At 34.1% G+C, this 26,943-nt stretch carries 25 protein-coding genes; 13 read left to right on the top strand and 12 right to left on the bottom strand.

Translation table 11 applies throughout. The annotated features are described in order from the left end of the window. The 3 genes from BM183_RS14085 to BM183_RS14075 form a co-directional block, all read right to left on the bottom strand. A partial coding sequence (locus BM183_RS14085; protein WP_207650140.1) for a hypothetical protein occupies positions 1 to 189 on the bottom strand: 189 nt, incomplete at its 3' end. Positions 190 to 357: 168 nt separating this feature from the next. Beyond that, positions 358 to 1,815 (bottom strand): 4Fe-4S dicluster domain-containing protein, encoded by a 1,458-nt coding sequence (locus tag BM183_RS14080; RefSeq protein WP_091687515.1) that lies wholly within the window; start codon positions 1,813 to 1,815, stop codon positions 358 to 360. Positions 1,816 to 1,898: 83 nt separating this feature from the next. Beyond that, positions 1,899 to 3,071, bottom strand: a complete 1,173-nt coding sequence (locus BM183_RS14075; RefSeq protein ID WP_091687514.1) for a SpoIIE family protein phosphatase — start codon at positions 3,069 to 3,071, stop codon at positions 1,899 to 1,901. Between the two features lie 672 nt (positions 3,072 to 3,743). Here BM183_RS14075 and BM183_RS14070 point away from each other — a divergent pair. Beyond that, on the top strand, positions 3,744 to 3,983 hold the full coding sequence (locus BM183_RS14070; protein WP_139221531.1) for a hypothetical protein: 240 nt from the start codon (positions 3,744 to 3,746) through the stop codon (positions 3,981 to 3,983). A gap of 145 nt (positions 3,984 to 4,128) precedes the next feature. Here the strand turns inward: BM183_RS14070 and BM183_RS14065 are convergent, their stop codons facing one another. Next, positions 4,129 to 5,868, bottom strand: coding sequence for a [Fe-Fe] hydrogenase large subunit C-terminal domain-containing protein (locus BM183_RS14065; RefSeq protein ID WP_091687512.1), 1,740 nt, complete (start codon positions 5,866 to 5,868; stop codon positions 4,129 to 4,131). Continuing rightward, positions 5,849 to 6,109, bottom strand: coding sequence for a (2Fe-2S) ferredoxin domain-containing protein (locus tag BM183_RS14060; RefSeq protein WP_091687511.1), 261 nt, complete (start codon positions 6,107 to 6,109; stop codon positions 5,849 to 5,851). The genes BM183_RS14065 and BM183_RS14060 overlap by 20 nt, the downstream gene beginning before the upstream one ends. A 673-nt stretch (positions 6,110 to 6,782) precedes the next feature. Here BM183_RS14060 and asnS point away from each other — a divergent pair. After that, positions 6,783 to 8,174: an asparagine--tRNA ligase gene (gene asnS, locus BM183_RS14055; RefSeq protein ID WP_091687510.1), complete on the top strand. Its 1,392-nt coding sequence runs from the start codon at positions 6,783 to 6,785 to the stop codon at positions 8,172 to 8,174. 376 nt (positions 8,175 to 8,550) lie between these two features. Here asnS and BM183_RS21405 read toward each other — a convergent pair whose 3' ends face one another. The 3 genes from BM183_RS21405 to BM183_RS14040 form a co-directional block, all read right to left on the bottom strand. After that, on the bottom strand, positions 8,551 to 8,754 hold the full coding sequence (locus BM183_RS21405) for a helix-turn-helix domain-containing protein (RefSeq protein ID WP_316284875.1): 204 nt from the start codon (positions 8,752 to 8,754) through the stop codon (positions 8,551 to 8,553). A 290-nt stretch (positions 8,755 to 9,044) separates the two neighbouring features. Beyond that, the gene (locus tag BM183_RS14045; RefSeq protein WP_091687509.1) at positions 9,045 to 9,494 is read right to left on the bottom strand and encodes a hypothetical protein; all 450 of its coding nucleotides are present in this window, start codon (positions 9,492 to 9,494) and stop codon (positions 9,045 to 9,047) included. Between the two features lie 336 nt (positions 9,495 to 9,830). After that, the gene (locus tag BM183_RS14040; protein ID WP_091687508.1) at positions 9,831 to 10,322 is read right to left on the bottom strand and encodes a QueT transporter family protein; all 492 of its coding nucleotides are present in this window, start codon (positions 10,320 to 10,322) and stop codon (positions 9,831 to 9,833) included. Positions 10,323 to 10,700: 378 nt separating this feature from the next. On the opposite strand from BM183_RS14040, the gene BM183_RS14035 reads away from it, so the two are divergent. The 3 genes from BM183_RS14035 (at position 10,701) to BM183_RS14025 (ending at position 13,137) form a co-directional block, all read left to right on the top strand. After that, positions 10,701 to 10,970, top strand: coding sequence for a hypothetical protein (locus BM183_RS14035; RefSeq protein ID WP_091687507.1), 270 nt, complete (start codon positions 10,701 to 10,703; stop codon positions 10,968 to 10,970). Positions 10,971 to 11,133: 163 nt separating this feature from the next. Beyond that, positions 11,134 to 11,994, top strand: a complete 861-nt coding sequence (locus BM183_RS14030) for a type II toxin-antitoxin system PemK/MazF family toxin (RefSeq protein WP_091687506.1) — start codon at positions 11,134 to 11,136, stop codon at positions 11,992 to 11,994. 624 nt (positions 11,995 to 12,618) lie between these two features. Beyond that, a complete protein-coding gene (locus BM183_RS14025; protein ID WP_139221530.1) occupies positions 12,619 to 13,137 on the top strand; it encodes a hypothetical protein in 519 nt (172 codons plus the stop codon). 129 nt (positions 13,138 to 13,266) lie between these two features. Here BM183_RS14025 and BM183_RS14020 read toward each other — a convergent pair whose 3' ends face one another. Next, entirely contained in the window at positions 13,267 to 14,097 is an 831-nt protein-coding gene (locus BM183_RS14020) for a MerR family transcriptional regulator (protein ID WP_091687504.1), read from the bottom strand. Between the two features lie 201 nt (positions 14,098 to 14,298). On the opposite strand from BM183_RS14020, the gene BM183_RS14015 reads away from it, so the two are divergent. Then, a complete protein-coding gene (locus BM183_RS14015; RefSeq protein WP_091687503.1) occupies positions 14,299 to 16,026 on the top strand; it encodes an ABC transporter ATP-binding protein in 1,728 nt (575 codons plus the stop codon). Then, a complete protein-coding gene (locus BM183_RS14010; RefSeq protein ID WP_091687502.1) occupies positions 16,023 to 17,777 on the top strand; it encodes an ABC transporter ATP-binding protein in 1,755 nt (584 codons plus the stop codon). Before BM183_RS14015 ends, BM183_RS14010 begins: the two co-directional genes overlap by 4 nt. 304 nt (positions 17,778 to 18,081) lie before the next feature. On the opposite strand, the gene BM183_RS14005 is transcribed toward BM183_RS14010, so the two are convergent. Further along, positions 18,082 to 19,170, bottom strand: coding sequence for a DUF4179 domain-containing protein (locus BM183_RS14005; protein WP_091687501.1), 1,089 nt, complete (start codon positions 19,168 to 19,170; stop codon positions 18,082 to 18,084). Then, the gene (locus tag BM183_RS14000) at positions 19,160 to 19,711 is read right to left on the bottom strand and encodes an RNA polymerase sigma factor (protein ID WP_091687500.1); all 552 of its coding nucleotides are present in this window, start codon (positions 19,709 to 19,711) and stop codon (positions 19,160 to 19,162) included. The genes BM183_RS14005 and BM183_RS14000 overlap by 11 nt, the downstream gene beginning before the upstream one ends. A gap of 379 nt (positions 19,712 to 20,090) precedes the next feature. Between BM183_RS14000 and BM183_RS13995 the strand changes: the two genes are divergently transcribed. From BM183_RS13995 to BM183_RS13980, 4 genes are all read left to right on the top strand, one after another. Continuing rightward, a complete protein-coding gene (locus tag BM183_RS13995; protein WP_091687499.1) occupies positions 20,091 to 20,408 on the top strand; it encodes a PadR family transcriptional regulator in 318 nt (105 codons plus the stop codon). After that, entirely contained in the window at positions 20,401 to 20,988 is a 588-nt protein-coding gene (locus tag BM183_RS13990; protein ID WP_091687498.1) for a DUF1700 domain-containing protein, read from the top strand. The genes BM183_RS13995 and BM183_RS13990 overlap by 8 nt, the downstream gene beginning before the upstream one ends. Next, positions 20,985 to 21,221 (top strand): hypothetical protein, encoded by a 237-nt coding sequence (locus BM183_RS13985; RefSeq protein ID WP_091687497.1) that lies wholly within the window; start codon positions 20,985 to 20,987, stop codon positions 21,219 to 21,221. The genes BM183_RS13990 and BM183_RS13985 overlap by 4 nt, the downstream gene beginning before the upstream one ends. 251 nt (positions 21,222 to 21,472) lie before the next feature. Further along, positions 21,473 to 21,952: a hypothetical protein gene (locus BM183_RS13980; protein WP_091687496.1), complete on the top strand. Its 480-nt coding sequence runs from the start codon at positions 21,473 to 21,475 to the stop codon at positions 21,950 to 21,952. A gap of 159 nt (positions 21,953 to 22,111) precedes the next feature. Here the strand turns inward: BM183_RS13980 and BM183_RS13975 are convergent, their stop codons facing one another. After that, entirely contained in the window at positions 22,112 to 23,395 is a 1,284-nt protein-coding gene (locus BM183_RS13975; protein ID WP_091687495.1) for a LysM peptidoglycan-binding domain-containing protein, read from the bottom strand. Between the two features lie 279 nt (positions 23,396 to 23,674). Here BM183_RS13975 and BM183_RS13970 point away from each other — a divergent pair, with 279 nt between their 5' ends. Then, positions 23,675 to 24,754 (top strand): metallophosphoesterase family protein, encoded by a 1,080-nt coding sequence (locus BM183_RS13970; RefSeq protein ID WP_091687494.1) that lies wholly within the window; start codon positions 23,675 to 23,677, stop codon positions 24,752 to 24,754. A gap of 15 nt (positions 24,755 to 24,769) precedes the next feature. Further along, positions 24,770 to 26,893, top strand: a complete 2,124-nt coding sequence (locus BM183_RS13965; protein ID WP_170848024.1) for an ATP-binding protein — start codon at positions 24,770 to 24,772, stop codon at positions 26,891 to 26,893. The last annotated feature ends 50 nt before the right edge of the window (positions 26,894 to 26,943 follow it).

Raw genomic sequence — 26,943 nt, 5'->3', positions numbered from 1 at the left:
CTCTCCCAAAGATACGGACAATGATTTTTGAGGAAGTGTTAAAAGAAAGTGAATAATATCTGTAAAGGCTAACTTCCTCGTTCTTGAAAATGCTGAGTTGTTTACTCTGTGTTGTTCAATAAACTCATTAGAAGTAAGAAGAGTATTCATTTCTTGAAAAAAATCCTTTAAGTTATTACGAATAGACATAAAAATCCCTCCAAAATTTAATAGATAAAATGTATCTAATAAAATTTTGGAGGGAACATTTGTTTGTCAATTCGCATTTTAACCAAAACACCTATAAATAAATATACAATATGACGGTAGTGTCCTTAAGTTGACGACATTGAGCGTACGTACATTAATAAGCAATATTTAATGTCTATGCATAGAGAATTCATATTCCTCATACTCTCTCAGGTTTTCATGAATATCACGGTTATCTGCCTGAGCAAATAATTTTTCGCGGTTTATATTAGCGGCTCTGCCGGTTAAAATACTTCCCGGTCCATTGGAACATCCGCCTTCACATGCCATTCCTTCCATGAAATCTTCCGGAAGTTTTCCGGCTCTCAATAACATTAAAGCTTTCTTGCATTCTGCGGCACCATTACATACTTTAACGGTAATACTGGTATTTCCGTTGGATTCTTTCAGAGATTGTACTACGGAGGCGGTAACTCCACCGGAGATACAGAATTTCTTTCCGTATATACTTCCTTGCTGCACATATCCGTTGAAAGATTTTGGTTCAATATCTTTTGCTCTGAACATAGCTACCAGTTCATCTAAAGTTAAAGCATAATCTGCCGCATTAAGAGATATGGAATCAAGTACTTCCTCCTTTTTGGCAATACATGGTCCGATAAATACACAGATCGCTTCCGGATCCATAGCTTTAATTAACTTTGCTGTTGCAGCCATAGGAGATAAAGTGGTTGATATATTATCTGTCAACCCGGGAAAATGTTGGCGGATCATTTTAACAAAGGCAGGACAGCAGGAAGTAGTCATTTTCTTACCTTCGTTATAGGCATCGGACCATTCTTCTGCCTCTGTAGAAGCAGTATAGTCAGCACCTAAAGCAACTTCATACATTTCAGTAAAACCTAATTCTCTGATGGCAGCTGCCATACTTCCTACTGAAACATGGCTTCCGAACTGGCCTTCCCAGGCAGGAGCTAACATGGCATAAACATGTTTATCCTTTTGCTTCAACAGATTAATAACATCTACTATAAAAGAACGGTCGGAAATAGCACCAAATGGACAGTTTATGATACAAGCTCCGCAGTTAATACATTTTTCCTCATTAATTACTACAATGTTATTTTCATCCATAGTAATGGCATCTACCGGGCAGCTTCTCTTACAAGGACGCATAAGGTCCGCAATTGCATTATATGGACAGGCTTGAGAACATTTGCCGCATTCTTTACAAAGACTTGGGTCTATGTAGGCTCTGTCTTTAGACATGGATACTGCTCCGAAATTACATGCACCCTGACACTTCTTACTCATACATTTCTGGCAGTTATCTGTTACCACAAATCTTGCAATTGGACAGCCTTCACAAGCAGAAGGAATTACTTGTACAATATTTTTCTTATCAGATCCCACAGATGGGGATTTTCCTTCTGCTAAACGTATTCTCTGTCTGATTATTTCTCTTTCTTTATAAATACAACAACGAAAATTCGCTTGAGGCCCTGGTATCATATCATATGGAAGTGATTCCTTTTTTTCTTCTAATTCATCACGAAAAGCAAGTTTTGCTACTTCAAATAATACTTCGTGTTTTATGGTACCGATGTTTGAATTTTCTCCTAACATAAAATATCTCCTTATCTTGTACAGTGGGCAGGAAGTCAATACAATAAATACATGTAATATGGATGTACATGTTTTGTAATTAGTTAATAGAACTTTATATGTACTTCTTTACCCATTTTTAATGCTGCTTCTTTAATTTGTTCTACTAAGTTCATTCGTATACTTAGATTGAAAGGAAGTCCCGGATTTTGATGTGCCTCATTCACGGCTTTTCCTACAAACAAGTTTAAAATAGAGCAATCTTCTATAATCTGTTTTGCAATCATAGAGCCTCCATTTTCTTTATCTAATTCATCGAAAAACACCTCATTGATTTCACCTTCCACATAATATTTCATTAGTGCCAAAGCTCTGGACAAGGTCAGGACACCTTCTGTAACTAATTCTATTCCATCCATTGTCGCAACGGGAGGAAGGGAAGGGTCGGTGTATATTAATGAGGTCTTGATTTTTGTGTTTAGAACTCTAGCTGCTATATTAGCACTGGTACCTCCGCAAATAATTCTCTTTGCAGGGACTTCCATAAAATCCCGGACTAACCGGGCATCATCTTTTTTATTGGCCGGAGGGCCGGTAAATAGATTGATTACTTTTGTTTCTATGACTCTTGCCACAGCCACAGTGGTGTCATCCCCAGGTATATCATTGTATAGATCTTTACAGGCCTTTATCAATGTAGTTGCAAGCCTGGAAGCAGACAACGTTGATTTGACGGTTTTTAGGGCATATTCAGCCATGCTCTCCCATGTCCATCCGAAATTTAATACCTGACCTACACCGGCATGGATAACACCATCGCTCAATAAAATAAAACAGTCATTTAATTGAACCTTAAAACGATATTCCCGAACTGTTTTGTGCTCGATGGTTCTTTCGGCATAAGGTATCTTTAAGAGCTGACCTTCTCTGATAAAAACACAACTGGGGTTGTCAAACTCCACCAGATAACCTTCTCCGTTGTGGAATATCTGCAATATACTAAAAGTAGAATAAGCGATTTGTCTCTCCTGACAGACGGGTAAAGTTTTTACTATAGTCTCTACACACTCATCAATGGAAGCTCCATTTAGAAACATGGTTCCTAATATTTTGGAAGTCAGTGTGGCTAGTATATTGGCTTTTACGCCGCTGCCCATTCCATCAGAAAGAATCAATATATGGGAATCAGCCGTTTTTAATAGTTCAACTTTATCACCGCATAGTTCTTCATGATGTTTATTAAGACTTTTATAAGAAGTGTCAATACTTACATTCATGATTTATACCTTTTTGCATATGGCAAGCTGCTTATATACACCTTTCGACTTTATTTTCAATTTTCAACGGTTGCATTATATCATATTTTATGCAGTAAGACAAAACTAATTTAGAAATTTAATTATAAGTTTATAATATGATTCGAGGCCAAACCTATTTTCAATTAATCTATATACTTTGCAAATTAAACATGAATAAATTCTACTACATTTCGAAACCTTGTAAATAGCACATACTAAATCAGTTTTTCTCCTGAAAGTTTTCTGATGTTGGAAGCTTTATCAATGTAATAGGTAGTTAAATTTTTTTAAAATAGCAAGATAATATAGTTTTAACAAATGACACCTTCATACCCTTCTTCATACATCAAACTTGATATATCCGATTTCTATTACTTATAGTACATACACTCTTATTGTTTTCGATGTGATAAAATTAAATTAGCAGAAACATGGAAGGAAATGGTGTAGTCTATGATATATTAGTACCAAATTGTGATATTATATATGATATCATAGTTGTATAGCAGGATTATAAATGTTTAAAAAGCTTTAGGATTTGATAGCAGCAGAAGCAAATGAGGATTGGACTTATAATTGTAAATCAAATGGATCGCATATAACATGACAACTGAACAGAAAACTGCAAAAAATATTATAGAAGGGGTCTATATGAAGAAGAAAAAATTAATTTATTTTATAAGTACTTGTTTATTAACTTTAATAATATCTGGCGGGTTATATTATTATAATGTTTATAATTCTATAAAAGTAATTGATATTCATGCAAATTATGTAACATATGATACGGAAGAAGATTATAATAAACTAACGCCTGATAGTTTGGATAATAGTAAACATATAGATATAAAAAAGGATGTCATTGAAAAATACAGGGAAATTTGTAAATAAAAATAATATTGAGTTTAATGTATCATAAAGTTTATAGCTTTATTTTAATGGTATAGAGATAATTTCTGAATAATTTCAAAGATTAAAAAAGTAAATTCCACTTACCAGCCACCTGACAGTGGAATTTACTTTTGCAATGGCGTATTTAACATTTTTTGGAAAGCTCTTCCATGCCGTCATTTAAGATGGTATCTCTTAGTTTAGTCAGGGTAACTTTGGTTTCTGCAGTAGTTTCCCCTAATAAGCCGGCAATTTGCTGGGCAACCAGCATTTGCTTGTTAATAACCTTTTGAGCCATTTCAATGGTATCTACTTTTACTTTATAAGATTGTTTCTTCTGTTCTTCTTCCTTGGTTATATCCTGTATAATACCCAAAACAGCATTTTGCTCACTTACATAAACAATAGTTTGGAGAGTAATAATACCAAGGTCCGGGTATTCCAGTTTTTTACCTGTAATAGGCTCATGGGTATTAAGTACTTTTTCAAAATCTGTATGGTCAATTAATTCATAAAGATATTTTTCCACAGCTTTTGCTCTGGACATATGAAAATAACTTTCTGCGGTACCGCTAAATTCAAGAATCTTCATATCAGAATCTACTAATATAATAATATTGGGTGTGGTTTCCAAAACAATATTGGCCATGGACTGGGCCTTTTCGTGCATATAAGGAATACACATAGTCAGTTCTGCTTTTCCCTGATGTACAGCTATGGCTTTTTCCCGGCAGCTGGAATAACCGCATGCACCACAATTTAATTCATCTTCCGGTTTTATCTTGCCTATTTTCTGTAAGATCTGAGTTATTTCTTCCTCCGTAGGCATAGGGTCGTTGTGGGAATGGTCGGAAAAAGGTTTAAAAAAAGAAATGTTATTTCCTCTTTCAAAGAAATCTTTGTTATCTACAGGAAGTTTCGGAATGGTTTCTTCCATATCCAGCTTTACTTTAAACCGTGACAAGCCTTCTTTATTCAGAGCAGAACCTTTGATGCAGCCCCCGGTACATATATTTGCTTCAATAAAACTACCGGTTACTTCTTCTTTTTCCATGCTGTCCAACAATTCCATACAATTTTTAATTCCATGAACATAAAATTTACGGTATTTGCTTGGGACCTGGGATGCAATAACAGAAGAAATAATACCGCTGCTAACAGGATATAATCGATTTACCATAGGATCCGGATTCTCGGGAGGAGTATCTTCCAAATCTGAAATGTTAATCTGCTCTTCCTTTAACCATTGTTCCAATTCAATGAAATTAAGAACCGCATCAATATAACCTCGGGTTCTGTGGTCACATTCGGCTTCCCTCTTTTTGGCAATACAAGGACCTAAGAATACGATTTTTGCATCTTTTCCATATTTCTTACGAAGAATTTTACCATGGGCAATCATAGGCGATACAACAGGTGCCATATATTTAGTAAGGGTAGGATAATATATTTCAATTAAATCATTAACACTTGGACAACAGGTAGTTATGATATTATCCATAGTACCGGCCTCTAACAATTTCTCATACTCTTTTGTTACAAATGCAGCACCTTCTGCGGTTTCAAATACCTTCCAAAAGCCAAGCTTTAATAGTGCAGTAATTACTTGCCCTGGAGTTTTGTATTTTAACACACCAAGGTAAGAGGGAGCAATGGAGACAATAGTAGGAATATTATCTCTTAGGTACCCTTTCACTTTATTTAAATCGCTATTAAATGTTTTGGCATTTTGGGGACAGGCTTCCAGACATAGACCACATAGAATACATTTATCATCCATAATTTGGGCTTGAGAGTTGGTGACGGTAATTGCTTTTACTTCACAGGTCCTGACACATTTATAGCAATTCTTGCACTTTGCTTCTTTAAAGCTGATTACATTCATTACTTAGCCTCCTAAGGACTTCCTCCTTAAAAAATTGTTCTGTATTTTTGGGTTCTAAAGAAAACACATCTTCGTTAATTTTAACACAAACACCCTTCAGACAATTCTCCATACAAAAAGAACCGTTCAACTCTACTTTATTCTTTAAGTTATGTAATGAAATAAGGCTTTCAAGTGTTTTTACAATTTCTCTTGAACCCTTTAAATGACAGGAGCTGCCAATACATACTGTAATTATCATATAGAAATCCTCCCAAAACATTGTTATTAGATTAACAAATTATAATTTTATTTTATCATGTTATTATAGTGGTGTCAAAGATATTAGGGATAAAAGTATGGTAAATAATAAGGCTGCTTAAATGCTTTCTATCTATGCCATTCTATGCAAAATTCTCAGACGGGATCAGCCAGTGATAAAACAAAAAAGAAAATAATAGATGTATTAATGAAGTTAAGTTCATAAAGAATATAGACAATCTAAATTTTTTTAGATTTTTATTTTAGAAATATAAGAAAAATGATTTTTTAGCGGTCCGGAAGAAACAGCGATATTTTACGTATGAATGATTATGTTTACAGAAATAGACCATATAAATAGTATGGGGATGGGAAAAACTAGAGAATTACACCGGTTTTTAATAACAATGAAGTGGCTAATATTTTATGAAAATGAATAGAATAAATAGTTGGTATCATAATGAATAGTAATATAAAAACGGAGAATTAACGAAATAATATTCAGAACTTTTAGTTGTAATCAGAAAATCATATGATATAATAATAAAAACGGAATGAGGAATTTCAGCATGTTTGAAATTCCCAGTGGAGTGGGAAGATCATGAAATAAGTTTATGTTCATGATATAATAAAAAAGAAATTACAGGAAATATTAAGACAAAGGAGTCAAACACATGGATCTAATCACAATTCGAGAACTGTATAGAAATAAAGAGCAGTATATTGGAAAAAAGATAACTGTTGGAGGATGGGTTAGAAGTAATAGAGATTCTAAGACTTTCGGCTTTATCGTATTAAATGATGGAACATTTTTTGAAACATTACAGATTGTATATGGTGACAAATTATCCAACTTTGCTGAGATTGCAAAAATAAATGTTGGTTCTGCTCTTATTATTGAAGGAGAGTTAGTTGCAACACCGGAAGCAAAACAACCTTTTGAAATTCAGGCAACAGATATTCAGGTTGAAGGAAATTCCCCATCAGAATATCCATTACAAAAGAAAAGACATACCTTAGAGTATTTAAGAAGCATCTCTCATCTAAGACCCAGAACAAACACGTTCCAAGCAGTATTTCGTGTTCGCTCCTTGATTGCTTATGCGATTCATAAGTTTTTCCAGGAAAGAGACTTTGTATATGTACACACTCCAATTATTACTGGAAGTGATGCTGAGGGAGCAGGAGAGATGTTCCAGGTTACTACTTTGGACTTAAACAATGTTCCCCTAACTGAAGATGGAAAAGTGGATTATGCAGAAGATTTCTTTGGAAAACCAACCAATTTAACAGTAAGCGGCCAGCTAAATGGAGAAACATATGCTATGGCTTTCCGCAACATCTATACTTTTGGACCTACTTTCCGTGCAGAGAATTCTAATACCACCCGTCATGCGGCTGAATTCTGGATGATTGAGCCAGAGATTGCATTTGCTGATTTAAAGGATGACATGGTTTTAGCTGAAAACATGATTAAATATATTATCCGTTATGTATTAGAGAATGCACCAGAGGAAATGAATTTCTTTAATTCCTTTATTGATAAAGGCTTACTGGAAAGATTAGAGCATGTAGCAAATTCTGAATTTGGACATGTTACTTATACAGAAGCAATTGATATTTTAGTGAAGAATAATGATAAATTTGATTATAAAGTAAGCTGGGGCTGCGATTTACAAACCGAGCATGAAAGATACTTAACAGAAGAAGTATTTAAGAAACCGGTGTTTGTAACGGATTATCCAAAGGACATCAAAGCATTCTATATGAAATTAAATGAAGATAATAAGACCGTAGCAGCTATGGACTTATTAGTTCCGGGAATTGGTGAAATTATCGGCGGAAGCCAAAGAGAAGATGATTATGATAAGCTGGTTCAGAGAATGGAAGAGCTTGGATTAGATAAAGAAGATTATGACTTCTATCTTGATTTAAGAAAGTTTGGTTCTACAAGGCATGCAGGCTTTGGACTTGGCTTTGAACGCTGTGTAATGTACTTAACCGGAATGGGCAATATCAGAGACGTGATACCGTTCCCACGTACGGTTAATAACTGTGAGTTGTAGTATCTGGAATAGAATAGGTATTTAGGGTTCTTATAAACAATTTTATAATAGGTTATATAATGAATAAACTGTCATTGGTAGAGTACAACGGGATTTTGTGCTTAAGAATGGCAGTTTATTGTATTTACAAACAATTTTAGAATAAATTAATCTTGCTTAATTACATAAGTTAGATTTATCACAGGGTGAAATTAAAGAAAATCAGAAACTTCCATGAAAATAAAAAGCCACTTGCTGTTAAATTTGGCAAGTGGCTGTTACTTATTTCCTTCTTAGACGGTTAATATGGTTTAGTATCATCAAGACATCATTGTCATCCAATTCTTTTAATCCTTCCACTGCTTTATGAACAAGTTCAGGAGTGGAAAGTTTATCATCAAAAAACTCTACCGGAGTAATATTGAAATATTCGCAAATCGCAAAAAGCTCTGTTAAGGGGGGGAAGGGATTTTCCTGAAGTAATATTGTAAATATACCCTCTGCTATGTCCTAAATCATAACTTAATTGATATTCGGATATTCCTTTCCGTAGCCTAAGCTGTGTTATACGATCACGTACAAATTTTTCATATTTAGACATGTAATCACCTCCATAAATATTTCTTAGAGAAGCATCGAAACTTATAAATAACCTATCTCTTGAAATATAAGAGATTTAGATAATTGCCCGGAAGGTGAGTTTACATCCTAATATTAATAGATTACCGGAAGTAATAAAATAAAAAGTAGGCAATGTTTTAATTTCACTTGTCTACTTTTTGTATTACTTTAATTAATTGCTAAGTCTTATATAAAGGAATTAGAAAAAACTAAATAATAATTTGTATAGCACATTATTGATAAAATTTTATTAGAATTATAGATATACAGTTACAAAGTTTCTCCGCAGTCCTTACAGAACTTCGCATCTTCTTCATTAAGTGTTCCGCAGCTTCTGCATTTTATTTTTATAACTTCTTTTTCCTCTGCCGGTTTAGCCAAATTGTTCGCTACATCTATGTTACTAATCACATCATTTAACATTTGGCCTTTTGCTTCATTAAATGGTTTCAGATCCTCTCTGGCCTGATCCGGATCCAGAATCATGCCGGAACCGGCAGCACCCTTCGCTCCAACATTAGAGACAATACCGCCAATAGCAATAAGAATAAAACCGAATATAGCGTTGGAAAAGGAAGGTTCTGTGTTTGTCATAGAGAAGGGATCATTTGTAAAGCTTGCAACTTGAAAGAACACAGAGATAAATAGTAGAAAGCCTATTATCATTAATCCCATTCCAATATAATAAGTTACTTTACGTTCTTTGGATATCTTGGACATAATAAACCTCGATTCTGGCACTTTAGTGCCTTTTAATAGCAGAAAAGAAAATAAAATTTATAAAAACAGTTTACCATTTATTCCAATTGATATCAAGTAAGAACCATAGGTGGAAATATTAAGATTATATTAATATTAAAAAGACTTCCATAATTATGGAAGTCCATATAAATCGACCTTATTTTTAATTATTATTAAATATGCTATATCTTGTTTCTGTCCCTGTATCTGTCAAAATGCAAACATGTAGTTCTGTAGTTTTAGAAAAAACCGTCTTCATAAGGAGATTCCTTTAGGTAAGAGGCTACAAAATGGCATTTGCAACAGGTTTAACAGTTATTCTTTATTATAATGAAAGATAATATGTTTATATTTATCTAATGCAAGCAATAAAAACGTACCTAATATACCACAAGCAATAATTTCTCCAATGCCTACCGTAAGCATTAGAAATGGGATTGCCTCAGGTGCACCATAAGCGTAACGCAGGACCCATGGTATAATTAGGGCATTGGCAATAATGGGTGGAAGGGGAACTAAGAACTTGTTCTTTCTTAATAGGTAGGAACCCATAGTGCCAAGTAAGGTTGCAAGAGTACCAAAGATGACATCCAGAATATCTGCGCCAATCAAAAGATTAGATAACAGACAACCAATGGTAACTCCCGGAATGGCAGCAGGAGTAAAGAAAGGAAGTATAGTTAGTGCCTCTGCAATTCTTGCCTGTATGGCAGGAAAGCTAATTGGTGCAAATGCAAAAACTAATACAACATAAATAGCTGCAATAATAGCAGCTTCCGTCATAAATAAAATTTTCTTGCTTCTCATATAAAATTCTCCTTTAGTTTTGTTTTACGTGTGGAAGGTCTCGAACACACGGTTTAATATCGCCCAAAGACCTTGTTTTTAGGGCATTTGTGACTGTTTTAGTATAGCATGAAAATGGGGGTTGTCAAGCGTTAACTCAACTTTTGACTCAATTTAGGTACGGTTGAGGCCTTTACTTTCGAAGGACCTTTGAGGTTCATGCCGGCAATAGTCCTTTACAGGGACAGAGCAAACCACCAGTTCACACTGGTGGTCCTGATTTCAATAAAAATTATATTTAAAAAGCGTTGACAAAACACAATAATAAGCTTAATATAAAGTCGTATTAACATTATATTAAATACGTATTAATAAATAGTAATAGAAAGGGCTTATAAAATGGGTAAAGTATCTGCAACTGATTTAGAAAGGCAAATTTTTGAAAAAGAAGAGATTAAGGTCGTAATAAGATGCTCGAAAGAAACTTTATTTGATGAATATAATTACGACAGAAAGGCAGCAGTAAATACTAGTATAACGGATTGGTACAACACACGACTTAAGCCAATTATAGGTAATTACGATGCCGATATTATTGATGGATATGGTACTAATCCTCACGGTCGTACTGGAATTGAGAAAGTAAGAAATAGTTATGCTGATAAATAAAGCAATTAGCACTAATACGAGGAAATAATAATTTGATATGCATTAGTACTGGAGAGGTAAAAGTTATTTTCAATTTAAAGTGTTAATTGGTATTGAACTTTTGACTCTCCAAAAATAAAGCAGACATATGAAAATGTACTGACATGCAGTAGAGGAGTGAATAATGGGTAGCAGAGAAAATATGAATAAAATGATACTTGATAATGTTATTAGAGTTACACAATTAAGTTCAGTGAAGGTTGAAAGAGGAACAAATAATGCATATTTACCTCAATTAAAAAGAGGTAATATAGTTAGTTGTGAATTTACAGGATTAGGAACAGAATATAATGATACTCACTTTGCTATTGTGTGGAGTGCACCACCTAATGATGAGAGCATTATTGTAATTCCTATGACTAGCCAACCTAAGTTAGAGTCAATGAAGACATTTACAATAGGAAAAATAGAAAACTTTGTTACTTCTAGAGATTGTTTGGATATAAAAGAAAGCTGGGTTCATCTGGGCAAGATAAGAGAAGTATCACGAAAAAGGATATCACCATGGTTTCAGATTAATACATCAAGTGGAAATAATATAGCAGATCGCCAAGGAAATAATTTGAAAGTTGTATTAAGCGACTTACAGATAATAAGAATAAATGATGGCATAAAGTTGTTTTTGTTAAATGAAGGCAAGTGTTTATGCGATTACATTCAAGAGATAAATGCAAATTGGATATTGGATTATAATACAGTAGAATTACTTCATGGATATAGATTAATATATGATTATTCGTTTACTGTGACAGATGATAACAATGCTATAATTAAATATAGTTGTAATACCATAGAGTATAATGTGAAAGCAAAAAAAATTGACAAAGATAAATTTGACTCTGCTCAACATAAATCATTGTATACAGAACATATATACTATAAGGAAAATCGTTATAAAAGGAGAAAGGAAATAGTAAAAGCATTATTTTCCAATAATCAAGACAAAATAAACAATGCAAAAGCATTAATTGATAATATTACATAATATTTGTGAATTTAGTGACTTTGCAGAGAAATATAGTAAAGAAAAAAGATAAAAATAAGTGTTGCATAAATATATAAAATATGTTATTATTAATTTGACCCAATTGAGGGAACGGTAAAAGTATATAAAAAAGATCCGATTAAGGAAACGATAAAATTTTAAAAAACGCTATATTGTTAGCGTTTTTTGTGTATAATTGCATATAATATGTATGTACGTTAATAATTTTGACCTGATTAAAGGAACGTATGTTAAAGACCCGATTAAGGGAACGATAAAAAGAAGAGTGCTAGCTCAAGTGGATAGCACTCTTTTTTTGACTCAATTTTCTGACTCAACTCGGTATTTTTCAGATGAAATCAGATAAAAGGTGATAAAGCCTAAATTCTTAAAAAAGCCTTCATCCAAGGGAATGATAAAGGCTGATAGAACTAGATAAAAGAACACTTCTGAATGTTTTGTTTTACGTGTGGAAGGTCTCGAACACACGGTTTATATAGCCCATAGACCTTGTTTTTAGGGCATTTGTGACTGTTTTAGTATAGCATGAAAATAGAGGTTGTCAAGTGATGACATGATTTAATTTGGAGTGATGGAGATGACCATCTGGGCATGGATGCTGCAATGAGAAAACTGTTTATCAGTGAGCTGCTGGAGGATTATATGAGGAAACCGAAGTTAATCCTATTCTCCACACACTATATCAATGAGATGGAGACATTATTCAGCGATATGGTTATCTTGCATGAAGGACAGGTGTTTGCCCATGATGATTGTGACGCTCTCCGTCAAAAAGGAACTGCAATAACAGGAGACTGGGAAGCAGTAGATCGCTTTGTGGAGGGCAGGGAACTTCTTTCCCAGCGGATTCTTGGTAATCAGAAAGAAGCTGTTTTCTTCTGCCAGCTTACTGAGCAGGAGAAAAAAATGGCTGCAACGGCTGCTATCGGCTTTCGGTTTGGAAAATTGCATACCGCTTTTTTGGGAATATTATATGCCATTGCTTGCTTCCATATCATGAATGCCACATCCATGCTGCTTCACTTACCTGAGACCACACAGCTTTGTATATCACTATTGCTGATTGTTGTACTGATTCGGCTGCTCTCCGGTGCTATCAGCCGAATACCTATAAAAATCTAGAGATTATTTATGTCACTGTGGAAGGTAAAGAAGAGTTGTGAAGACCTATTTTTATGCTTAGAATTATAATAATACAGAGTCAGAAATTGGAATATTGCCATACTTTCTGCCTCTGTTTCTTTAATGTTTCTATGGTTCGCCTTCAATTTCAACCAAGATCAACGTAACATAATCGTCTTTATTTTTTGTACCTATCTCGAATATAAGATATTCCTCATAAGCATTTTTCCCAAGTTTTATCTGATGCTCTTTTGCATACTGTATAATCTTTGTATACATTTCACTGATATTACGGTAACTTCCCTTATAATAAACCTGAAGATACCAACCTTCTTTTCGCACCAGAGTGTTGTTTTTCTTATCAGTATTGTTTGTTTTCGTATATAAGAAGGAAAAGCTGTCGAATCTTTTTTCCCGGATATTATCAATGGTAAGTGAGGCTCCCAGAAAATCAATCATACTTGCATTACTGCTGTTTCGGAATGCGATCAGTTCTGTTACAAAAATGGAGTAAGAATTGTCATTGCCGTTATCCATTAAAGTACTGCATATAGCTTTCATGCTTTTATGATAAGCAGGCTTAATGATGTTGTATTCTGCGGATAAGGCATTTTCTGTTAAATTCTTAAGAGAATCTATCTCACGTTTCGTGTTTTTTAATTTTATAATTTCCTTAGCCACTTCATCAGATTTTTGTTCCAGTAAGTCTACTAATTTTGCAGGGTTTCTTTCATCCATGTACTTTTTAATTTCTTTTAGTGGCATTCCTAGCCTTTTTAGTGCAGAGATAATAGAAAAAGTATCCAGTTGCCGGAAGGAGTAATAGCGGTAGCCATTCTCTTTTGTGATCTCAGGTTGAAAAAGATTTATCTGATCATAATGAAATAAAATATGCTTAGGGATTCCACAGATTTTTGCAAATTGTCCAGTTGTTAAGTATTCATTTTTATTTTCAGACATAAAATTACCTCGGTTCTATGCTGTATTTTTACAGATTTTATGTTTGCAGTTCCAGCAATTTAGTAAAAAATTTTATCCTATTGTTTTCTTCTTGACTATAAGACAACCTTATAGTTTATAATAATCAAACGGCCATATCCTGTCAAGGAATGTGGCTGAATTATTTATGTAATTATTCAGTACAGATAAAGGAGTTATGTTATGAAATTAATGTTAAAATATCTGAAAAGATATCCGAAACTAATTCTGTTAAACATCATAGGAATCTTTAGTTTCGTAGCGGTACAGCTCGGAATTCCAACGATTATGGCATGGATGATTGATAACGGAATAGGTAATGGTGATATAGCTTATATTAAGAAAATGGGAGGAATCATGCTGATTGTCTGTATCCTTGGAGGTGCAGGTACCATTTTATTAACGTTTGCTTCATCCAGAATTTCAACCTATATGATCCGTGACATCAGAAATGATGTTTTCGCTCAGTCGCAGAAATTCTCCCACACGGAATATAATAAATTTGGTGTATCTTCCATGATTACACGAACAACAAATGATGCATTTCAGTTAATGTTGTTCTCTAATATGTTATTTAGAACTGCACTTTTAGCACCGGTAATGATTTTTATTAGTGTTTTTATGACTATCAGAACTAGTATTAATCTCTCTTTGGTTATCGGAGGTAGCTTACCATTTATAGTAGTGGGTGTTATTGTCATTGCCAAATTAACCAATCCTCTTTCCGAGAAGCAACAAAAAGGTATGGACCGACTGAATCGAATCTCAAGAGAAAATTTAACAGGGGTCCGTGTAATCAGAGCCTTTCGAAAAAGTGAATATGAAGCAGAACGTTTTGCAGAAACCAATGATAACTATACTTCTAATTCCAAGAAGTTATTTAAAATCATGTCATTTACACAGCCAGCCTTTTTCTTCTTATTACACCTTGCAATGATGGCAGTGTTTTGGATATCAAGTGTAATGATTGATAAAGGTACCTTACAGGTTGGGCAATTAGTTGCATTCTTAGAGTATCAGTTTCATGCAATGTTCTCTATTATGCTATTCTCCATGGTGTTTGTAATGTATCCCAGAGCCCAGGTGTCCGCAAACCGTATTCAGGAATTACTAGATGAGGAATCATCAGTGGGAAATCCTACAGAGATCATCGCAGCTAAAAATAAAGGTATGGTAGAATTTGACCATGTTACGTTCCAGTATCCCGATGGCGAGCTCCCGGTTTTAAAGGATGTATCATTTACTGTAGTTAAAGGTGAAACTGTAGCATTTATCGGTAGTACAGGCAGCGGAAAGAGTACATTAATTAATTTAATTCCAAGATTTTATGATGTGACAGAGGGTTCTATCAAAATTGATGGTGTGGATATACGTAACTATGACTTAAAGGCACTCCGTCAAAAAATTGGCTTTATCCCACAAAAAGCATTTTTATTCAAAGGAACCATAGAAGAAAATATTAAATTCGGTAATCCCAAGGCTACACCGGAAGAAATAGACCATGCAATAGAAGTAGCTCAGGCAAAGGAGTTTATTGAGAATAAGCCCAATAAATTACAGGAATTTATAAGTGAAGGTGCAAAGAATGTATCGGGAGGTCAGAAACAGCGGATTTCCATTGCGAGAGCTTTGGTCAGAAAACCTGAAATCTACATTTTTGATGACAGCTTTTCTGCCCTTGACTATAAAACAGATGCTGCTTTACGTACCGCACTTAAGGAAGAAACAAAAGAATCCGTTGTATTCATTGTTGCACAAAGAATTAGTACAATCATGAATGCGGATAAAATAATAGTACTAAATGAGGGCGAAGTGGTTGGTATGGGAACTCATAAGGAACTATTAAAGTCATGTAATGTATATTATGAAATTGCAGATTCACAATTAACAAAGGAGGAACTAGAGCAATGAGAAAATTATATCCATATATAAAGCCATATTTAAAATTTTTTATAGTGGCTATTCTCCTTACAATAGGATACTCCGGTTTCTTATCAGCGGCACCAATGGTGGAAGGCTTGATTACAACAAGACTAAAGGATGATGTTTTAGATATCGCAAACAAAGTTCCTGGGGCTGCCATCAGCTTTTCTTATATAATTAAAATCTTAAAGCTATTACTTGTTATTTATATCGGAAATGTTCTTAGTAATTATGGTTCACAATATTTTTTAACAAATGGCATTCAAAACACAATGCGTGATTTAAGAAATGATGTGCAAAAGAAGATTGCAAAGCTTCCAATCAGCTATTTTGATAAACGTACAGTGGGAGATATTCTCAGCATCATCTCAAATGATATTGATACCATGTCAAACGCTCTTCAGCAGAGTTTATCTAGAATACTAAGTGCTTTCTTATCCATTATTTTAGCAATAGTATTAATGTTTTATATTAACCCCATTATGGGTGCTGTAGCGGTTTTACTGATACCGGGAAGCGCTTTGATTATGAAATTTATTATGAAACGTTCTTCCGCTATGTTTAAAAAACAACAGGTTGCACTTGGTAATTTAAATGGTTACATTCAGGAAAGATACACTGGATCCACCGAAATTAAACTATATGGGAAGCAAGAAGACTCCATAGAACAGTTTAAGGAGATTAATAATAATCTTTGTGAAAATGGATTTAAGGCACAGTTTATATCAGGGCTGATGTCACCGTTAATTTCCTTAATTACTTATATAGCCATTGTAGCTGTTTGCATATTAGGTGCCACATTTGCAATTACAGGTGCTATAACGGTAGGACAGCTTCAGGCATTTATCCGATATATGTGGCAGTTAAATGAGCCGCTGGAGCAGGTGACACAATTGTCCGCCTCCATCCAATCTGCCATGGCAGCAGCGGGACGAGTATTTGAATTTCTATCAGAAGCAGAAGAAGCGCCGGAAGCTTACAATCCTGTAAAAATAGGGGATTTGAAAGGAAATGTTACCTTTGAAGATGTATCTTTTGGTTACAACAAAGATAAAATGCTGATTGAGCATCTGAATATTAACGTGAAAAGCGGTCAAATGGTAGCAATTGTGGGCCCCACCGGTGCTGGAAAAACCACACTTATCAATCTTTTAATGCGTTTTTATGACGTAAATGAAGGGGCAATTAAGGTTGACGGTGTGAATATTAAGGATATGAAGCGGGATGATCTTCGTTCCATTTTTGGTATGGTGTTACAGGATACCTGGTTATTCAACGGAACCATTGCCGATAATATAAAATACGGGAAAGAGGATGCAACCCAGCAAGAGATTGTAAATGCTGCGAAAACAGCAAATGTAAATCATTTTATCAAAACACAGCCGGATGGCTATAATATGATATTAAATGAAGAATCCTCAAACGTATCAGTGGGTGAGAAACAGCTATTAACAATAGCGAGAGCGTTCCTGGCGGACCCAGCTATATTAATCCTTGATGAAGCCACAAGTTCAGTGGATACCAGACTTGAGTTAATGCTTCAGACAGCTATGAAAAATATCATGAAGGGCAGAACCAGTTTTGTTATTGCCCACCGCCTTTCAACTATTAGAAATGCGGATTTAATTCTTGTAATGAATAACGGAACCATTATGGAACAGGGAACCCATGACGAATTAATGGAAAAGAAAGGGTTCTATGAAAAACTGTATATGAGTCAGTTCCAGAATCAAGGTTAAAAATGTTTTATAGTACGGCAAGTGGAGTACAGTAAAGAAAGTTAAAATCAACTATTAAACTATAGTACCTTAACTGGAAATGTAAGATATGGAGAGGAAATAATAAAAAATTCCTTTCCATGAAGTATAATAAACATAAACAGACATTTGTATTATGGCGGTTATAAAGGGCGCAACATACAAATGTCTATTTGTTTTATCTGAGAAGTTTAAGTATGATTCCGATAGAGTTTATTAAAGGTTAGTAACGGCTGAAAGAGGAGCAGGAATGATATATATATTTAATGTATGAAATGGTATACTTTTAATTTAAATAAATTGTTATTCCATTGATGGTAATTGATTTTACCAAGCTCCAATCCATCTTTTGAGAAAAACTGAAAGTAGTAATTACTTTTTCAGTACCATAATAACCACCACCACCTGAGAACCATTCCTCATCAAAGTCATTTACTAAATTTTTTTCTGACGGTGTTGCAGCATTTGTGACACTTGTTTCCGAACCATTTTTTGAAACCTGAGATTCCGAAGCAGGAATTTCATTAAAGGACTGGATTTCATCTTTCTCTTTAAAGAAGTGATAGAAATTACTAATACGACCATCCATAAATTCAATTGTAATGAGAATATTTTCCGGATCGAATTCTTCATTTTCTAAGGTACCTAAAAGAGTGAAGCCAATTTCAGAGTAGGATAACTTTTGATAGGATACAGAGTAACCCTTTGCCTCCGGTACTTTAATAGCTAATTCTGATAATTCTATCGTCTGGGTAATTGGTATCTTTATCTTTTTAGAGATACCCTCCATAGAAAAGGTTAGACCATCATCCAGATGTCTCTTATCATGTACATTAAAGGAAAAAGAAAAATATCTGGAAAATTCATTCTGTAATTCTTCCAGTTCTTTAAGACCATAGCCTACGGAGCCTAAGTGGCCTAATTTATGAATGATATTATCTTTAAGAAAGGTTTCCTTAGCTTTGGCGCTTAAAGCTTCCACAGATATATTTACCATTCCGGTGTAAGAATCACAGACAATCTCGTGAACAGTGAGCTTGTAATCCTTACTTTTTATGCTTTCCCCCACCATCAATATTTCTGACTGTGAAATACCAAGCAGGCTGCTAATGGTTTCACGTACTGTCTTATTAGTTGCGGCGAATACAGTCCCGCCCCCAATACATACCACGGTACAAGCAACAATGGCTGCTTTAAATAATTGTTTCTTGAAAGGAGATATTACTTCTTTTTTCTCTTTTCGTACTTTTTCCATGGTCAATTGATGTATCCGTTCCATATTGACCTGACTGGACAAAGAAGAACTGTCTTCTGCCTGTATATCTTCTATATTTAGTTTTTTAAATAATGAATGTAAACCAACATTATGTTTCATAATGATAACCTCCCTCTTCAAATCTTTTTATAAGTTCACTGCGGCCACGGTAAAGTTTTGACTTAATAGTAGAAAGGGGCAATTCAAACCGCTGGGCAATTTCAGTTAATTTATAATTCCAAAAATAATAAGCAATTAGAATATCTTTATCAGGATAGGTAAACCCTGATATGGTATCCTGAAGAAACTGCAATTGTTCCTTACGAATAAGAAATTCATCCATGCTTTCAGATACAAAGACCAGAATGTCTTCTTCCAAAGGTTCTTCCTCTCTTGTCTGATACAGCCGTGTCTTTGTCATATTTCTTGCAATCTGAGCAATATATGGTTTTAAACTGCCTGATTCGATTAGATTTTCACGTTTCTTCCATATTGCAAAAAAAACATCGGAAGCGATTTCTTCCACATCCTGAGCGGACAGCAGGTGTCCTCCAATCTTTACAACGATGGAAACAACATAGGATGTGTAACGGTCCATTAAGGCCTCTAGTGCCTTTTCTTTATTTTGTTTGAGTTTTTTAATGATTGTACAATCTTCCATGGTACCTCCTTTCAATTATCAATACTAAAATAATGTGAAAAAAGTTTCATTTGCTAGTTATAATTATATAATTTTGTTTGGTAAGTCCAGATTCATGACAAAATAGATTCTGAGGGAGTTAATCGCTTTTTCCTTACAACTTTATTTATGTAATAAGGAGAATACATAACAAGAGTCATAAGAACATTACACTGGAATTATATATTTATGTACTTAATATTTCAAATCAGAAGCATATTATGTATTAGCAGAACGTTGAGGACAGCCAATTTCTATTAATTCTTTAACATAAATTTGAGAACAAAAATAAAATAATTATAAATTATCCTTGACTGATAATACTATGCAATGTATAGTATATGACATAGGGAGGTATTATATGGACAGTCAATTAAAAAAAGGCCTGCTTGAGTTTTGTGTTCTTGCCGTTCTTAATAAATCAGATTCATATGGTTATCAAATAATTAAAGATATATCAACCTGTGTGGAGATTTCAGAATCCACCTTATATCCGATATTGAAAAGGCTGGAAGCAAGTTCTTATCTGGAAACATATTCAGTTGAGCATAATAGCCGATTAAGAAAGTATTATAAGATTACCAATAAAGGTAAAGATTATATAAAAGAATTTCTGGAGGAGTGGCAGCAAGTAATGGAAATATATTATTTTATAAAAGGAGAACGCAATTATGAATAAAGCAGAATTTTTAAATGAGCTATCATTTTGTTTGCAAAATATGAATAATTCTGAAAAAAATAAGTTTATTATCTTCTATGACGAAATGCTATCTGATTATGTTGAAAATGGTATGACCGAAGAGGATGCCGTGGATAAAATCGGAGATCCAAAGAAAATTGCAGAGGAACTTTTAGCTGATTACGGCAGTGTTAAAATAAATTTACCTTTTACCGGCATTAGAGGCTTAAACTATATATTAACAATAATAGGGTTTCCATTATGGGGAAGTGTTTTACTTGCGTTTGTATTAATGGTATTCTCTGTATATGTAATTATCTGGTGCGTTCCTTTTACCACAGGAGCCCTAAGTATAGGATTTTTTACAACATCAATTATCGGAATTGTTGGATCACCTTTTGTTATGTTAAAAAACGCTTCTATGGGTATTATGCAGTTAGGAACAGGCATTGCTTCTATTGGTATTTCATTATTATTAGGATTAGCCACATTAGGCTTATCAAAGAGACTTATTATCATAACAAAAAATTTAAATGCAAAACTGGCAGCATTATTTAAAAAGAAGGTGATAGTAGGATGAAAATAAAAAACATTAAAAGAAAATGTATAATTTTAAGTTTAATTTTAATACTGACAGGGGTTCTTATATCTATAGCTGGGTTTGGAGTAGCAGGATTTGATTACAATCGCTTGAAGAAAGAGGCTACTCATGATCCATGGTATCAAACTATTCATATAAATAGTGATACGCCATGGTATGGGGTTAAATTCGGAAACAATATACATTTAATGAACATAGGAAATGCGGATTAATAGTAAAGCTGATCTTTATCCTTATCTAGGGATATAACGGGAATAGTATCGTTTATATATATTAGGTTATTATTCTGTTAGCTACAGTAAATATATTGTTTTGATACCTCATATTAACCTTCTGGCATATAATAGAATGGGACCATATATATAAGGTTATTTAAACAGATATTTTTAAGCAGATTTTGTATGAATTGGTGTTTTTGAACTATCAATTTGTCCCGTATAATGTGTTGGAAGGATGAGTTCATATGCTATTATGTAGTACACTGTCAAATGATGGGTTAATTATTAATCAGAGCCAACTAAAGACAATCCCGTATGGGAAATATACCTCGGATTATAACGGATGTGGGTGGATAGCCACTTATAATGTCATGAAGTTATTAGGTGAAAAAGTAGAAGTGGAGGAAGTTCTTCAATATCTAAATAAATATACGATTCTTGACGGCCGGTTTGGTACCAATCCTTTTGGGATTAAAAAGTACTTTGAAGAACAAAATTATGATTTTAGATATGCTTTTCTTTCCCGAAGATTACAGGCAAAGAAAAATGCAGTAGGTATTATTCTTTATACAGATTTTAACAATATACATTATGTAGCCTTCCGTAGAGAAGACCGTAAATTCCATTTTTACAATGATATATATGGCAAGGAAGATGATATTCGAACATTAGATGAATTCCTGGAAGGGAAGAAGATCCCTTTGTGGTATTTAATAATAGAATAAGTCAAAATGGAACACAGCAGTCAAAGGAAATGAGGCTGTTGTAAAACTGTTAACTGAGCTTAATTTAGTTTCTAAATCTAAAGAAAGAATCTCTTTAGGGAGATAAGATTTGAAGTAGCAGAAGGGCTCAAAGCAGTTTTATGACAACCTCATTTTTATTTATAATAATATTTTTTTGATCTCAAACTGAGCATTGATTAACAGCCAGATATTTGTAATGAAATACATAATGTTCCATATTGAGATGCCCCGCATACCTAATTCTTGTGAATTAGAAATTAATGAGTTTATAGCCCTGCTGTCTTTAAACCATGCCATGTATTCCTTTGCATTTCCTATATAATGAAAATAGGCAGAATGAGAGGGCTCGTTAAATTCAATTTTAGAGTTTGTATTATTGGCAAGTTCTATTGCTGAGCGGTAATTTATAAAATTCGCCTCCGTAATTGCTGCAAAATATGGGAATTCAAAAACGAAACCAATGTTTGTAAAACCTAAAATACACTTTGGAGGTGAGAACTGGGCCACAGCTTTCCTGAGTGTATGTAAAACGGCATCAAGAGGTAATATACTAATTGGAAGGTAATAAGGATATTTCCATTCATAGGTCAGCTGATATAAAACGGCATTGGCTGCGTTACTTAACCCGGTATAATCAATTCCTGAATAGGTAATTCCGGTTGCCGCTTCAAAAAGACTAGGTGCTACTGTAACTGTTACTGAATATCCTTCCCGGTTTAAACGGTTTGTCAATGTTTTGATAAAATCTACATAAAGCTGTCTGTCTGGTGGTTGTATATAAGGGGTATCCATATTTATTCCGGAGTAACCTTTAATTTGAAGTGTCAGCAGAATTGTATCTATAAATCTATTTTGTATTTCCATATGGCTGACAAAGATGTGTGCTATTTCGGTATCAATATTATCCCCGCTGGTTGGCGTAGTAATATACATAATAGGTGCCACACCATAACTTTTTGCAGCCTGTATTATTTCAGTATCCTCTATTTCAATCAGGCTTCCATCCCGGTTATACTGATAAGAGTAGATTGTTAAGTAAGTTAGATAGGGTAAGGTTTTCCTGAGGATACTCATATCAATAAAAGGATAGGTAAATCCGTTTGTTTCAATTTCCCCTGTTCTTTTGTCGGCATAACTTATTACCAGCTCTTCACCGGTATAAAGATTTCCGTCCGAAATCGAAGGATTATTCCTAAGTAACTCCATTATATCGATTTGCTGGGATAGGGATATACTTTTTAGCGTATCCCCTTCCTGAACAATGTAAGTACGGTTTGGCTGTATAATTACTAGTGCCTCACCTACTACTAAATTATAAGGAAATGGTATATCATTTTCTAATGATAACCTCTCAGGGGAAACACTATGAGCGTTTGCAATAGAATATATCGTATCTCCGGGTTGAACTATATAAATTTGCATATATACTCCAAGAAGTATTTTATTATATTATATGGGATTACATATAGAAGTTGTTATAATTCTATTTTTAGTAGATGCAAGGTCCTTTGCATGATAAAACAGCCTAATTGAAATGAGACTTTTGGTCTGTAATGAATTGGTTGTCATGAAATTGAAATAATGGTACAATAATGAAAACAAATATTCGATTATGATTTTCAAATATTAGTATTGATTTAACCTATTCAAATAAATTAAACGTAATTTATAATAAATGCTGTATTAACAAGGAGTGAGCATATGAAGTTTATCCATATATCAGATGTACATATAGGTGCAAAGCCAGATTCTAATTACTCCTGGGGAGTAATGAGGGAAAAAGAGATTTTGTCTGCTTTTAATGGAATAATAGATATATGTAACGAAGAAGGCATAGATTTGCTGCTGATTTCAGGTGATTTATTTCATAAGCAGCCTTTAATTAGAGAATTAAAAGAGGTGAATTATAGTTTTGAAAAATTAATAGGAACTCAGGTTGTTTTAATAGCCGGCAATCACGATTATATTGGTGCCAGATCTAACTATATTGGTTTTGAATGGTGTAGACAGGTTCAGATGTTAATAGAGGAAGATATGGACAGCATATACTTAGAAGATATTAATACAGAAGTGTATGGTTTTAGCTATCATAAGAGAGATATTACAAAACCATTGTATAATAAAGTAAGACCGGGATGTGAGGAACGGATCAACATATTACTTGCCCATGGCGGTGATGAGAAAAACATACCTATTGATAAAAAGGCAGTAGGTAACAATGGATTTGACTATGTAGCCTTGGGACATATTCATAAGCCGGAATTATTCGGCAGCCGAATGGCATATGCAGGTTCTTTGGAACCTTTGGATAAAAACGAAACAGGCCCGAGAGGGTATATTAAAGGGGAAATAGTAAAAGAAGAAGAGAATTCCCATATCCATATAAATTTTATTCCTCATTCCGTAAGGGAATATATAAAGGCAGAGTTGACGGTAGATCCTGGTTTCACTAATGGTGCTTTAATTGATATGGCAAAAGATAAAATTAAAGAATATGGAGAGCAGAATATATTTATATTTCAGATTAACGGGTTTCGGGATGAGGATATTTCTTTTCAGAAAGAGGATATCTATAATCTTGGAAATGTAATTGAGGTAATGGATGATACAGTGCCTGATTATGATTTTGAAACCCTCTACCGGGAAAATCAGGACAACATAATAGGTCTGTATATAAAAGGAATCCAAGAGCACTGCCAAAAGGGTAACGACCGGGATATAATAGGGAAAAAGGCATTGTATTATGGACTGGAGGCGTTATTAGGGGCAAAAGTAAGGTAACAAGGAGATGAAATCTTGGAGATCAAAGAATTAAGACTGAATCATTTTGGAAAGTTTCATAATAAAGCAATAACTTTAAAAAGCGGTATAAATCTTATCTATGGTGAAAATGAAGCAGGTAAATCCACTATTCATACTTTTATCAAAGGTATGCTGTTTGGAATAGAAAAGCAAAGAGGAAGAGCCTCCAAAGATGATATTTATTTAAAGTATCAGCCTTGGGATATGCCCGGTGCTTATAGCGGAAGCATGGATATAGAAAAATCAGATAAGGCTTACCGTATCATCCGTAACTTTGATAAGAATACAAAAAGCTATACCATCATAGATATTACCACCGGAAGGGAAATAAACATAAAACCGGAGGAACTTCCGGAGTTTTATGGCGGACTTACCGAGTCCGGATACCGGAATACGATCAGTATTGAACAGTTAAGGGCAAAAACGGATCAGGAACTGGAGGATGAAGTAAGAAATTATCTTGCCAATCTATCTATGTCAAAAAGCAATGAGGTAGATGTAACAAGAGCACAAAGTCTTTTACAGGATAGACGAAAAGAACTGGAGAGTCTTCAATTAGATAATAAGATTCATAGCATAAAAGAAGAGTTGGAAGAGTGTCTTGAAAAAGAAGATAGAATAGAAGAATTAACCTTACAAATAAAAGAATTGGAAAGTCAGGAAAAGCTGCTAGAACATGAATATAGAAGTGCCTCCTTTAGTAATGAAGCAACCTTAGCATACGAAGAATTTCTGAATCATTTTCCGGTTATGAAAGAAAAGTACTATAATTACCGTCAAGACTGGAACTTGATACAAACTCTGAAGGAGAAGCAAAACAAACAAAAGGAAGAAGAAAGGAAGATATTAGATAATGAGAAGTGGAAGGATTATATTTCAGATCATCTAGAAGAACTTGAGGATATAAATAATAGAATTTCTCAATATGAACAAAAGAAATCCATTTATATGGAAAACTACAGAGGTAAAGTAACAAAAGGGATAAGTAATCTGCTTATAGGGCTTATTCCGGCAACCTTATGTATTTTTAGTATCCTTTTTTGGATAAATCACAAATACCCTTTTCTGTTAGCCCTTGCAGTCTTAGGAGGCTTGGGTTTTATCGGATCCTTATTTATGGTAAAGCATTCAAAAGAAATGCAGAACAGTATGGAGGAAGAGTATAAAATCCTGGAAGATACTTTAAAACAATTAAAAACCAGAAAGCAAAGTATATTAAACAGTAATCATGTTGTAAGTGAAGTAGAATTAAAGAGCAGGCATGATTATTATTTAAAATCGGTAATGTCACTAGGGCATCTTAAAAAACAAATAGAAGACTACGAAGAACAGATAACTGGTATCAGTGAAAGGATTCAAATAATAGAAGAAGAACTAAGAAAATATTTTCAAACTTTTGCCGATGTATTTCATAAAGAGAAGCTGCCGGCTTTTGAAATTAGTGATAGCAGCTTATCTTTATGGGAGAAGTATATTAGTAATGAAAAGCAGGTTATTGCAGATTTAAAAGACCATAGAACAAAAAGATACGAAGAGATCAGGCTGAAAAAAGAAAAGATAGGCTGGGAACTGAAAGGTTTAGAGGACAATGAAGAAAGGCTGCTGCAACAAACCAAAGAACTTGAGGAATTAGAAAAACAGGCGAAAGATAATGAAGTGGAGCTATCTGCAATTAAATTAGCCATAGAGACCATAGAACGTCTGTCTGTAGACATTCACGATAGTTTTGGCTGGAAATTAAACCAGCTGATTTCTGACCTTGCAGGAGCTATAACAGACGGTAAATATTCCAATGTTAAAGTAGATGAGAAAATGAATATAAAGGTGGATCAGCAAGACAATTACATATTATTGGACAAGCTAAGTGCTGGAACCATAGGGCAGTTATATCTTGCTCTTCGCCTTGCCATATCCGATCTGGTGTACGGCAAGGATAATATGCCCATATTGCTGGATGATTGCTTTGCTTTGTATGATGATAACCGAACAAAAGCAGCTCTTAGGTTTCTTACACAGAATAAAAAAGGACAGATTATAATATTTACCTGTCATAAAAGAGAAAAAGAGTTTCTTGACGGGATGCAGGCAGACTATAATTATATAAATCTTAACAGCTAAAGTATATGCATTTTCATAAGTATTTCATGGGCAGGCTTTCATGGAATCCA

Source organism: Anaerocolumna aminovalerica (genome assembly GCF_900115365.1).
In the GTDB taxonomy this organism is placed as follows: domain Bacteria; phylum Bacillota; class Clostridia; order Lachnospirales; family Lachnospiraceae; genus Anaerocolumna; species Anaerocolumna aminovalerica.
The sequence above is the reverse complement of the archived record's forward strand: the minus strand, read 5'-3'. Positions and strand labels throughout refer to the sequence as shown.